This is a genomic window from Meiothermus hypogaeus (assembly GCF_003574035.1).
GTDB lineage: Bacteria > Deinococcota > Deinococci > Deinococcales > Thermaceae > Meiothermus > Meiothermus hypogaeus.
On the sequence record NZ_QWKY01000087.1, the window covers coordinates 1 to 11930 of the forward strand.

At 56.1% G+C, this 11930-nt stretch carries 10 protein-coding genes; 7 read left to right on the top strand and 3 right to left on the bottom strand.

Going from position 1 to position 11930, the window contains the following annotated elements; all coding sequences use genetic code 11:
• Positions 1–581 precede the first annotated feature (581 nt).
• Both Mhypo_RS15285 and Mhypo_RS15290 read right to left on the bottom strand, forming a co-directional pair.
• Positions 582–1535 (bottom strand): GntR family transcriptional regulator, encoded by a 954-nt coding sequence (locus Mhypo_RS15285; RefSeq protein ID WP_170148324.1) that lies wholly within the window; start codon positions 1533–1535, stop codon positions 582–584.
• 77 nt (positions 1536–1612) lie between these two features.
• Positions 1613–1858 (bottom strand): tautomerase family protein, encoded by a 246-nt coding sequence (locus Mhypo_RS15290; RefSeq protein WP_119342139.1) that lies wholly within the window; start codon positions 1856–1858, stop codon positions 1613–1615.
• 394 nt (positions 1859–2252) lie between these two features.
• Here Mhypo_RS15290 and Mhypo_RS15295 point away from each other — a divergent pair, with 394 nt between their 5' ends.
• From Mhypo_RS15295 to Mhypo_RS15315, 5 genes are all read left to right on the top strand, one after another.
• Positions 2253–3782 carry an ABC transporter substrate-binding protein gene (locus Mhypo_RS15295; protein WP_170148325.1) on the top strand — a complete coding sequence of 510 codons (1530 nt, stop codon included), beginning with the start codon at positions 2253–2255 and terminating at the stop codon, positions 3780–3782.
• 139 nt (positions 3783–3921) lie between these two features.
• Positions 3922–4866 (top strand): ABC transporter permease, encoded by a 945-nt coding sequence (locus Mhypo_RS15300; RefSeq protein ID WP_119342141.1) that lies wholly within the window; start codon positions 3922–3924, stop codon positions 4864–4866.
• 198 nt (positions 4867–5064) lie between these two features.
• Complete coding sequence (locus Mhypo_RS15305) at positions 5065–5946, top strand: ABC transporter permease (protein WP_119342142.1); 882 nt, start codon at positions 5065–5067, stop codon at positions 5944–5946.
• A gap of 84 nt (positions 5947–6030) precedes the next feature.
• Entirely contained in the window at positions 6031–6993 is a 963-nt protein-coding gene (locus tag Mhypo_RS15310; RefSeq protein WP_119342143.1) for a D-2-hydroxyacid dehydrogenase, read from the top strand.
• A 65-nt stretch (positions 6994–7058) separates the two neighbouring features.
• Positions 7059–8129, top strand: coding sequence for a dipeptidase (locus Mhypo_RS15315; protein ID WP_119342144.1), 1071 nt, complete (start codon positions 7059–7061; stop codon positions 8127–8129).
• 464 nt (positions 8130–8593) lie between these two features.
• Here the strand turns inward: Mhypo_RS15315 and Mhypo_RS15320 are convergent, their stop codons facing one another.
• On the bottom strand, positions 8594–8806 hold the full coding sequence (locus Mhypo_RS15320; protein WP_119342145.1) for a CDGSH iron-sulfur domain-containing protein: 213 nt from the start codon (positions 8804–8806) through the stop codon (positions 8594–8596).
• A 137-nt stretch (positions 8807–8943) separates the two neighbouring features.
• Between Mhypo_RS15320 and Mhypo_RS15325 the strand changes: the two genes are divergently transcribed.
• Positions 8944–10842, top strand: coding sequence for a phosphoenolpyruvate carboxykinase (GTP) (locus tag Mhypo_RS15325; protein WP_240637283.1), 1899 nt, complete (start codon positions 8944–8946; stop codon positions 10840–10842).
• A gap of 146 nt (positions 10843–10988) precedes the next feature.
• Positions 10989–11399, top strand: a complete 411-nt coding sequence (locus Mhypo_RS15330; protein ID WP_119342147.1) for an acyl-CoA thioesterase — start codon at positions 10989–10991, stop codon at positions 11397–11399.
• The last annotated feature ends 531 nt before the right edge of the window (positions 11400–11930 follow it).

Consider the following 11930-nt stretch of genomic DNA (forward strand, 5'->3'; position numbering starts at 1 on the left):
GCCGCCACATTCGACTTTCACACTTCCGCAGTTCTGGCAAGCTACACTATCTTTGGGCTTCTCTGGGTTATTCACAAATCCAGTTTAGAAGCCCCTTCCTTTGCTCAACCGAATTTTTTATATGACTCCGATAAGCCCCCATGAGCACTCCTGGGGGGCTTTTGTGGTATGTTGATACTGAAACAACTGCGGTGGGCTCGGACTTCCAATACCGCACGCGACTCTCCTGCGACCGAGCGCAGAGAGATGCCTTTTTTAACCATCCCCCCACAACAAATACCCCCTTCGTCGGGTGTAGAGCTGTTCGGGTCTGTTGAGCGTCATGGTATAGACATCCCAGACTGCCCTGTGATGCTGCTCCATAACAACAAGCAACGGTCAGGTTTTTTCACCCTCCCTGTATAGTTTTATGTACGCTTTGCGAAGCACCACTCGACCCGTCCTATCGCTCTGCTGGGGCTGTAGACACACCTGGTATGGCTGCTCGATCCAAGGCCAACCCCACCACCCATCCGGGGTTGTATTAACCTTGAGGTGCAGGTAGACATGTCGCTTTATTCCACGTGACGCCCACACCCATTTTAGACTGGCACCGAGGACATCATGGGTGCAAACACTTTGCGCAAATGCCTGAGGGAGTCCATGGTGATGTTGAACTCCAGTTCGAGTTGTTTGGCCTTGGGAACCCTGCATTGCTCGATAGCCTCGCGCACCCCAAACGAGTAAATCACGGTATCGAGGTCGGGCAAGGCTCGCTTGAGCAGATCGGTTTGGCCGGGTAAAAACAAGCGCACTGTCTTATAGTCAATAGCGGTATACTGGCGAACATAGCCCAGGAAACTGTTGATGTTGCGTTCCTCGGTGACGATGGCGTAGCGCTTGTGCGGCGGCAGGTCGTGCAACCCTTCTAGAGTAGATTGGGTTATTTCAGCCGTAATTCCCAGCACCGTGCTGGGAATACCCTGATCGAGGAGCGCTTTTTGCACCCTGGGCACAAAAGTTACGAAGGATATCGCATAGTAGGCCCGCTCGAACGCGCGCAGCAAATCCGGTTTCCTGCGCTCGAGGTCATCGAGGGTGTAAGGCAATACTTCGATACCTGAGGCAGCAAAATGTTTGTTCAACACGGCAGCATACTTTTCGGCATGGGGGCGGTTGATCGAGAGGAACAACACCGGGACAGGACCGCCCTGCGTAGCCAGGAGCATATTGAAGTGCTGCCGAATGGTAGCCAGGTCGAAGCCCAGCGCCCTCGAGCGCTCGAGGGCCTTGGCCAGGGCATCATCCAGCAGGGCTTGCCGCAGGGCAAAGTCCTCAGCGGGGGCGGAAAGGCGCTTGACATAGTTGCCGCGCCCCTGTTGAGCATCCACAAAACCCTGGGTGCGCAGTTCGCGGTAGGCTTGCACCACCGTACCGGCATTGACCCCCAGTTGCTTGGAGAGCTGCCTGACTGAGGGCAACTGCGAACCCTCGGGCAGGCGCTGGCTAATAATCAAATGCCGGATTTGATGGAAAATTTGAAGGTAGATGGGCATACCTTCGTTTTCAGTAACAAGCAGAGGCAGCTCCATATATCCCAAATCCACAATACTACCAGGCTGTGGGCTGGGTTTTACTTACGTTTGCTGGGTTTCTTTTTAGCTTTGGCTTGAGCCGCAACCTCGGCTTCTTGCTGTTTCTTGATCTGGTCGAAGGTCACACCCCCCCGGCCCCAGCAGGTCATCTCCAACTCGTACAACAGCACCTGTACCCCCTCACGCTTGGCCCCATTCTGCACCAGTACCTCAGTGATACCAGCAATGATGGCGTCGCGTTGTTCTTGTGGACGTTTGGCGATTTCAACCCGTACGATAGCCATATTTCAGCCTCCAGAAGTCGTGGCGATTTCCTGATGAAACTTAACGGTAAACTGTATTGCTGTACTGGTACAGTTGAAGTGTAGTCAGTCGGTACCTCTTTGTCAAGCCCAAAATCAGGACAGGGGCCTTTTCACACCAAAGTTAGGTGATTTTGACGCCTTTGCTGAGAAGCTGCTGCTACTCTGTGAAATTTTTCGCACCCAATTCAAACCTGCCAACGTATTGACACGTACCCTGCCGGCTACATATGATGCTAACTGTACTGGTACAATCAAACACTTTGGGCATATGCCCTTAGTTACCCCTTTAGCTCGAGGACTCTGGTTTCACAAGGAGTTTGGTATGAGGAAACAACTAGCGGTGTTGGCAAGTTTAGCACTTTCCCTTGGAGGCTTGGCTCAGGCGCAATCAGCCGAGCAGCCTCAGCGGGGAGGAACCGTACAGATTGCGCTGCAAACCACGCCGGGCTCGCTAAATCCGGTGCTCCCTGCCGAGTTGGCTTCAAACATTATCAACTGGACCATGTTCAGCCCACTCACGGTAGTCAACCCCTATACCAACCAGCTCGAGCCCTATCTGGCCGAACGCTGGGAAACCAACGCCAACCTCACTGAGTGGACTTTTTACATCCGTCGCAACGCCTTCTGGCATGATGGCAGGCCAGTCACTTCCGAAGATGTCAAGTTTACCTTCGACAAGATTCGTGACCCCGAGGAGGGAGCCAACAACCTCCCCGACTTCCGCCGGGTACGTGAAATCCGCACGGTGGGGCCTTACGCAGTGAAGATATTCCTGACCCAACCCGACGCTTTCCTGGATGACCGCCTCTCACTGGGCGGTAGCGAAATCCTGCCACGCCATATCTTCAGCCAGTTCCGTCGGCTACGCGACGCAACCGAGTACAACAGCCGAACCCCTATCGGCAGTGGTCCCTTCAAGATGAAGCGTGCGGTACCCGGGCAGTTTTTCGAGCTAGAAGCCAACCCGCAGTTCTTCCTGGGTCGCCCCTTCCTTGATGGACTAGTGTTCCGAGTTGTACCCGACGGCAATACCCGTGTAACCCAGGTATTGGCAGGTCAGCTTGACTGGATCGAGATGGAGCCTACACAGATTCGCGCCGTACAGGGCAATCCCAGGGTCAAGACCACCAACTTCGATACCTTACGCTACCAGATTTTCGCCTGGAACCTCAAAAATCCCCTGTTCCAGGATCTCAAGGTACGAGAAGCGATGGTTTACGCCATAGACCGCCGCCGACTGCTCCAGACGGTCACCCCAGGCTTCGGCTATGTAGACGATGCTTTTGTACCTAAAGCCGTGACCTGGATTCCGCGCCCCAATATCCAGTTCCGCGAATTTAATCCACAACGGGCACGACAACTGCTGGCTGAAGCAGGCTGGCGGACCAACGCCCAAGGCATTCTGGAAAAAGATGGCAAGCCCTTCGAGTTCAAGATTCTGGTAGACCGGGGCAACACCCAGCGCGAGCAGATCGGCCTGATCTTGCAACAGTTCTTCCAAGACATCGGGATGAAAGTCACCTACGATGTGGCTGAACGGGGCGGACGCTGGCTCCAGGAGACCCAGCAAGGCACCTTTGAGACCCGCCTGGCCGAATTCCTGATGCCTAATGTTGATTGGATGCAGCGGCTCTTTAGCTCGGTGGGGCAGAACAACTCGCAGTTCTACTCCAACCCCCGCGTAGACAACCTGCTGGCCCAGATGCGGGCCACTTCCAACCGCACCCAACATGCCAATTTCATGCGGCAAATCCAGGAAGAACTCTACGCCACCTTCCCCAACATCCCGCTGTACTACATGGAGCGTATCCTGGCTACCAACACACGCTTGCAGGGCTTCCCCGCTGCCAACATCAAGGACGCCATGCCCTTCATCCACCGGGTCTGGCTACGCGGGAACTGACCAAAATGTTGTTCTAGGGTGCATCTTTGAGTGGCGGTTCACCCTACAGCCTGAATCTCGGGAGATGGTAAACATCTAACCACAGGATTTGTAGCAGGCAACTTCATCTTGAGAGACCACCCATCCGGAGTAAGCCGACGTGTTCCAATACTTGGTTAAACAAGCTGCCGCCAGTGTTCTGGTACTGCTGGTTGTGGTCACCATCACCTTCTTCCTGATTGGTCTGGCTCCTGGTGGATTGGGTTTGCTCGCAGACCCCAACATGGATCCTGAAGTACGCGCCAATATCCTGCGCAACCTGGGGCTCGACCAGCCCCTTTATGTGCAGTACCTCAACTGGATGGGTAACATCCTGCAAGGGGATCTAGGTCGCTCATTCACTTTCAACCGGCCCGTGCTGGACATGATCTTAGAGCGCTTACCCGCAACCCTCTTGCTGGGCGCAGCAGCCTTGCTGATTACGGTGGGGATTGGATTTAGTGCAGGGGTGATTGCGGCCCGCTTTCCCAACTCCCTGCTGGATCAGGTCTTGAGTTTTATCAGCTTTGTGTTGCTGGCGACTCCTGGTTTTTGGCTGGGGATTCTGCTGATCATCGTGTTCGCCGTGATGTTGGGCTGGCTACCGGCTGCCGGTATGCAGACGGTCGGCAAACCCTTCGACATCGCCGATCGGCTGTCTTACCTGGTCATGCCCGCCATCGTGCTGGCAGCCGGAACCACCGCAGAGCTGATGCGCTACACCAGGTCGAGTTGGCTCGAGATCATGAACCTCGACTACATCCGCACTGCCCGCAGCAAGGGCCTAGCCGAGCGGGTAGTGCATAACAAACACGTGCTACGCAACGCGCTAATCCCCATCCTGACCATCTTCGGCCTCTTCCTGCCCCGTTTGATTGGAGGGGCCGCCGTTACCGAGACCCTGTTTGCCTGGCCGGGCATGGGCTCCATGGCAGTAGCCGCAGCTGTGGCGCGTGATACACCGCTGGTGCTGGGAATCACCATCTTTATCTCCACAGCTGTGATTCTTAGCAACCTGCTGATTGACGTGCTTTACTCGATCATTGATCCCCGGATTCGCTACTGAAGATTTCCTCCCTCGAGGTGTCGCATGGCTCAGGTCTCAAATCACAGGTCAGCAAGGGTCGAGCATCAAAGCAATTGGCTGTCTGCGAATTTGGCTGTGTATATATCCAGGTACTGCATCCTTGACCATGCAGATGGGTAGATAGACCTTTGGAACTTTGACCCGCTTAATACCTGCCGTCCTGAGGAAACACGACTGATGAGTGCAGTTGCCCAAACCACCAAGCCCAAAAACCGCAGCCTCTGGCGCATCTTTTGGCGAATGTTGCTGCGTAATCGCATGGCGCTGTTTGGCTTTGTGTTTTTGGTGCTCATCACCACACTGGTGATGATTGAACCGTTGGTATCTTTACCGAGCCCCAACCGGATTGACCTGCTCAACACTTATGCACCACCCAGCGCAAAAAACTTTCTGGGAACCGATGAAAACGGGCGCGATGTGTTTGCTCGTTTGATTGCCGGAGGGCGTGTTTCACTGGCAGTAGGGCTAAGCGCAGCCGTGCTGACGGTGCTGTTTGGTGCCCTAATAGGGCTAATTTCGGGTTATTTTGGCGGCCTTATAGACCGCATTCTGATGCGCTTTACCGATGGACTGCTTTCGATCCCGGTGTTTTTCCTGTTGCTGGCGGTGGTCGCCATCTGGGGTGGAGGACCACTGGTGCTGATTCTGGCCCTGGGGTTGACCCGCTGGATGGGCACTGCGCGGCTGATTCGTGGCGAGGTGCTGCGTTTCAAGAACATGGAATTTGTGACAGCAGCCCAAAGCCTGGGTGCCAGCGACGGGCGCATCATGCTCAAGCATCTGCTACCCCAGGCGGTGCCGGTACTGATTGTCTCGACTTCAATTGGCGTAGGAAATGTGATGCTCTACGAGGCCGCCTTGAGCTTCCTGGGCCTGGGCATCCAGCCACCCACCCCTTCATGGGGCAATATGCTCACTGCCAGCCAGAATTATGTGTTTAACGCACCGCATCTGGCGGTCTATCCAGGCCTGATGATTCTTTTCAGTGTACTGGCTTTTAACTCCCTGGGGGACGTGTTACGTGACGCCTTCGATCCTCGGATGCGCTCGGGTCAATGAGGGCAGCGAAGCCACTCGATCCTTGCGTCTGCAATCTACCAGTGCCATGTGGTTCATCTGGACATCATCTAATAAGGAGTCACCTTGCTTACGGTTTTAGTTAGTCCTATCTATGCCGAAGACCCCAGTCTGATTGGTACGCTGCGCTCGAGGTTTCCCGAGGTTGACTTTGTGGGAATAGGCCGTGAGGCTCCCTTCCCCCCAGCCGTCCACCAAGCCCAGGTGCTACTGTATGGTGGCCTGACCAAACCTGTGCTGAGTGCCCTGCTAAACCAAGCCCCAAAGATTGATTGGATTCACACAGGGACTGCTGGATTCGACTGGCTGATGGTACCCGAAGTGGAGGCCCGCTCCATCCCGATCAGTCGAACCCTGCACGCCATGGATACCCCCATTGCCGAGTTTGTGATGGCCACCATGCTGGCCCACTTCAAAAACCTGGCCCGTTTGTTGGATGCCCAGCAACGCCGAGCCTGGGAGCCACCCATGCATGGCGAATTGTTCGGCAAGACCCTGGGCATTGTGGGAGCAGGCTCCATCGGGGCGCGCATTGCAGGCTATGCCCAGGCTTTTGGGATGCGCGTCCTGGGAACCAAGCGCAGCCCCGAGCCACAGCCGGGGTTTGATGCCATCCATTCACCAGGCGCATTGCCCATGTTGCTCGAGGCATCCGACGTGGTGGTGCTGGCCTGTCCCCTCACGCCCGAAACCCGCCACATGATGGGCTATGCCGAGTTCCAGCAGATGAAGCGCAACAGCTATCTGATCAACATTGCTCGAGGTGCCCTGATTGTCGAGGCCGACCTGATCCGCGCCCTGAACGAAGGGCTGATTGCCGGAGCATGTCTGGATGTATTTGAGCTCGAGCCCCTACCTGCTGACAGTCCCTTGTGGAACATTCCCAGCCTGTTCATCAGCCCACATTGCTCGTATCGCTCCCCCCAGGTGCGGGCTAGGGTAATAGACGAGTTTTCCGAAAATCTGAAACGCTACTTAAGTGGCAAGCCCGTCAAGAACACCATGCGCCATGTGGCGCTGGGTTATTAGCAGAGAGCAAAGGGCGGAGAGCGAAAAGATTCAGCGCTCTGCTCTCAGCCACATAAAGGAGACCCATGAGTAACCTGACCCCCAACCGCCCCAACCGTGGATTTCACCGTGTGCTGGAGCAAGACCACCCCTACATCTGGGTGGACTCCTGCATTCAAGCCTGGCCCGATGGCGATTATGCCAACGCCCACAAGCACGGCTGTACTGCCTACGGGGTAACGGCTTTTCACCCCCAGCAGAACTTCGAGCAGTCGCTGGAAGAGCTGATGTACTGGCACCTGATCGCCCGCAAGTATCCCAACCTGCTGGTAGCCACGCGGGTCGAGCATATCCGTCAGGCCAAAGCCGAGGGGAAGAGCTGTTTCATTCTGTTTTCACAGGATGGAGAGTTCGCCTGGGGTAAGCTGCACCGTCTCGAGGCTTTCTACCGGTTGGGGATGCGGGTGATGATCCCAGCCTATAACCGCAACAACCTGATCTGCGGCGGGGTGCTGGATGTGGGTGACGTGGGCTTGAGCCGCTTCGGACGGCTGGTAGTGAAGGAGGCCAATCGGCTGGGGCTGCTCCTGGACGGCACCCACATCAGCCGCCGGGCCACCTTGGAAATCATGGAGCTTTCTGAAGACCCCATCATCTTCAGCCACTGCAATCCCAAGGCTCTGAACGACAACCCCCGCAATATAGATGACGAGCAGATCAAGATGTGTGCCGAGCGCGGTGGGGTAATCGGTCTGGTGAACTGGGGGCCGCTGTGCCAGAAGAATGGGCAGGAGGAACGCCCCACTGTAGAAGACTTTATTGACCACATAGACTATGTGGCCGACTTGCTGGGCAACACCCTGCATATTGGCATTGGCTCGGATATGAGCCTGGGCAGCTATCCCGACCACACCTACGACCCCTGGGGCCACCCCGACTACCCCAACGTGATGGCCCGCTACAACAAGGTGGTGGGGATCAACTTCCGCTCACCGTTGCGCTTTGCCGAGAATTTCGATAGCTTCTCAGACATTCCCTATGTGATCGAGCGCCTGGAAGCCAGAGGCTACAAGCACGAGGATATCGCTAACATCCTGGGTGAAAACCAACTGCGCTTGTTCGAGCGTGTCTGGAAACCCGTGACCACAGCGATCTAAGAGTGATTCCTACAAATACCCGGCACAGCGGTTTTCACTGTGGCGGGCACATTACGACGCACCAGTAAAGCGGCTTATGCCGCCGTGCAACGCACGTACTCAGCATGCGCCGTAATGGTGAGAAGCGCGATAAGTGCTTTCACAACATATTTGTCACTGTAGCCAGCTTGGTATGCATCGGGGTACTGCGCCCTGACGGTGCAACTTGGCAGATGGGCCTCCAGGGTTTGACAAACTCAGCATGGCGCAGCTTAGCCAGCTTTGCATTGACCCACTGGGTAGCAAGCCAGTGGATGGCGTTAGGATCGAGGAAAATCCGCTTCGGAACAGACTTTTGCCCATGCACAAAGAGTCGTTACATCCCACCCCTGGCGTAACATCTACAAGAAAAAGCTAAAGAATGCTTGGGGGCTGCTGGATTGCGCCCGATGCCATGAAAACCCTTGTCCCCTGGCCTGGATGAGCTAATCCTGTAACAGCTCTACCTCACCGGCTGCTGCCTCGAAGCCTACCCGTTTGTGGCTGCCGTCGCAAAAGGGCTTGTTTTCTGAATGACCACAGCGGCACAAGGCTAGTTTAGCCCGCTCGAGCACCCGTTCTTCCCCATTCAGAATGAACCTGGTGCCTTCAGGTAAATCCAGCACCAACGAACCATTTTCGCGCAAGCGGATTTTCATGAACTCAGTTTAGGTCCTATCGGTTGGCTCAGGTCGGGGCGATTGACCCTACTGAGTTGAGGACACTTAGTAGAGACTGATTGCGAAGGCTAGTGAGAGATTTATCAAAGTCGCCAGCCTGCCCGAGGAGGAACCCAATGGCCGTGAAATATCCAGGAACTACCGTTAGAGTTAAGGACAATATGCAAAACCTCGAGTTCCCCCCCTACATCAAAAGCGAGCGGGTCAAGCACTGGATCACCGAGGCAGTCGCCCTGTGCAAGCCCGATGCGGTTCACTTCTGCGACGGCTCCGAGGAAGAGTACAACGCCTTGTGCGACCAACTGGTAGAAGCAGGAACCTTCATCCGCCTCAACCCCCAATTGCGCCCCAACAGCTTCTTAGCCCGCTCCGACCCCTCGGACGTGGCCCGCGTGGAAGACCGCACCTTTATTTGCAGCATTAACAAAGAAGACGCCGGCCCCACCAACAACTGGGTCAATCCCAAAGAAATGCATGCTACCTTGCAGGGCCTGTTCGATGGCTGCATGCGGGGCCGTACCATGTATGTAATCCCCTTCAGCATGGGACCGCTGGGTTCTCCCATTAGTTACATCGGCATCGAGATCACCGACTCGGCCTATGTGGTGGTCAACATGAAGATCATGACCCGCATGGGCAAGGCCGTTTACGACGTGCTGGGCGAGAATGGCGACTTTGTACCCTGCATGCACACCGTAGGGATGCCTCTGGAACCCGGTCAGAAGGACATCCCCTGGCCCTGCAACCCCAAGGTCAAATACATCGTGCACTTCCCCGAGGAGCGCAGCATCTGGAGCTATGGTTCGGGGTACGGCGGGAATGCCCTCTTGGGAAAAAAATGCCTGGCCTTGCGCATTGCCAGCGTGATTGGGCGTGACGAGGGTTGGTTAGCCGAACACATGCTGATCCTCGGGGTCGAAGACCCCAAAGGCCAGAAGACCTATGTGGCCGCTGCCTTCCCCTCGGCCTGCGGCAAGACCAACTTCGCCATGCTAATCCCGCCCAAACCCTTCCAGGAAGAGGGTTGGAAGGTCACGACCGTGGGCGACGATATCGCCTGGATCAAACCCGGCCCCGATGGGCGCCTCTATGCCATCAACCCCGAGGCCGGTTACTTTGGGGTGGCCCCCGGCACCTCCTATGCCACCAACCCCAACGCCATGGAGTCCATTAAGGCCAACACCATCTTCACCAATGTGGCCCTGACGCCAGAGGGCGATGTGTGGTGGGAAGGCATGGACGGCCCACCTCCCGCCAAGGCCATTGACTGGCAGGGCAACGAGTGGACCCCCGATTGTGGCCGCAAGGCCGCCCACCCCAACGCCCGCTTTACCGCCCCGGCCAGTCAGAACCCGGTCATTGACCCCGAGTGGGAAAACCCCAAGGGCGTGCCCATCAAAGCCTTTATCTTCGGCGGGCGACGCGCCACAGTGGTGCCGCTGGTCTACCAGAGCTTCAACTGGTCGTTTGGGGTCTATTTGGGCGCTACCATGGGCTCGGAGATGACCGCCGCTGCCTTTGGGCAGATCGGTGAGGTGCGCCGCGACCCCTTCGCCATGCTGCCCTTCATCGGCTACCACATGGCCAGCTATTTCAACCACTGGCTGGATATGGGCCGCCGGGTAGTAGATCCTCCTCGCATATTCAGCGTGAACTGGTTCCGCAAGGATAAGGATGGCAACTACCTGTGGCCCGGCTATGGCGAAAATATGCGCGTGCTGAAGTGGATTGTGGATCGCGCAAACGGGCGCGGCTACGCCACCGAGAGCCCCCTGGGCTACGTGCCTCATTACGAAAGCCTGGACTGGCGCGGCCTGGACTTCAGCAAGGAGCAATTCCAGGAGCTAATGGCCATTGACCGCGACCTGTGGCTCAAGGAAATCCTCTCCCACGAAGAACTCTTCATCAAGCTCTACGAGCGGATGCCCAAAGAATTCCTGGCCATGCGCGAGCTCCTGATTTCCAACCTCTGGCGCTCGCCCGAGCACTGGGATGTGGGGGGATTGGAAGGCTGAACCTCAGATACAACCCTTCGTCAACCTCCCCTGGGTCAAGGGGAGGCTTTTGCCATACACCCTGTATCAGTTATCTCGTCCCTATCAACATTCTCCAGGCTTTCAATCGGTCGGACCGGCGCAGAGCGCATCCTATATTGAATACCGTGAACCGCTCCGATTTTTCCTTCTTCCAGCGCTTGCGCGTCCGCTGGGCCGAGACCGACCCACAGGGCATCGTGTTCAACGGACACTACCTGACCTACTTCGATGTGGGTATTACCGAATACTGGCGGGCCTTGGGCATCCCCTACCCCAGCACTATAGAGCGCTTTGGGGTGGACTTGTTCGTGGTCAAGGCTACCGTGGAGTACCATGCCCCTGCCCGCTACGACGACGAACTCGATATTGGCGTGCGCGTGGGGCGTATTGGCAACAGCAGCATGCAGTTTGTACTGGGCATCTTTCGGGGCAAGGAGCATCTTATCAGTGGTGAGGTGATTTATGTGGCCGCCGATGCCCAAACCCGCAAGCCGCAGACCGTTCCACAAGCCCTACGCGAACTGCTCGGTCATTAGATTGAGAACTTGCAGTCATTCATCCGAATTGTTCCCGTGGCATAGAAAATGCCCTTTCATTCCAAGAGGGTGTAGCCAAGGAGGAATCTGATACACTCGTGAACTAAGAAGGAATTGGTAGCGCATTAGATTTCATACCGGATTCAAAAAGACAGTTTACAAAACCAAAAACACTAGAGGCTGTCTTTTTGAATCCTAGAGCACACCCCTCCCTTGAGTACCGGCGCTAGCCGGGGGCCGATGGCCCTTCACTGTCGGTCGGCGAAGAAAGCGTCTCCCTTCCAAGGGGCGGTATCGCCCTCCGCTACGCGGATAACTTCCAAGGGGCGGTATCGCCCTCCGCTACGCGGATAACTTCCAAGGGGCGGTATCGCCCTCCGCTACGCGGATAACTTCGGTCGGGTTAAGTACACTCACGATAGACTTTTACTATGGGAAACTTTCGGTACATTGAGTTGAGCAGCGAAGAGGATGAGCGGCTGAGGGCCATCGAGCAGAGCCCGCACATGAACAAGAAGGTCAGGCTGCGCA

Excerpts from the sequence above, each read along its gene's own strand:
- Mhypo_RS15305 (WP_119342142.1), top strand. The coding sequence starts at position 5,065 with ATGAGTGCAGTTGCCCAAACCACCAAGCCCAAAAACCGCAGCCTCTGG.
- Mhypo_RS15325 (WP_240637283.1), top strand. The coding sequence starts at position 8,944 with ATGGCCGTGAAATATCCAGGAACTACCGTTAGAGTTAAGGACAATATG.
- Mhypo_RS15320 (WP_119342145.1), bottom strand. The coding sequence starts at position 8,806 with ATGAAAATCCGCTTGCGCGAAAATGGTTCGTTGGTGCTGGATTTACCT.
- Mhypo_RS15315 (WP_119342144.1), top strand. The coding sequence starts at position 7,059 with ATGAGTAACCTGACCCCCAACCGCCCCAACCGTGGATTTCACCGTGTG.
- Mhypo_RS15290 (WP_119342139.1), bottom strand. The coding sequence starts at position 1,858 with ATGGCTATCGTACGGGTTGAAATCGCCAAACGTCCACAAGAACAACGC.
- Mhypo_RS15285 (WP_170148324.1), bottom strand. The coding sequence starts at position 1,535 with ATGCCCATCTACCTTCAAATTTTCCATCAAATCCGGCATTTGATTATT.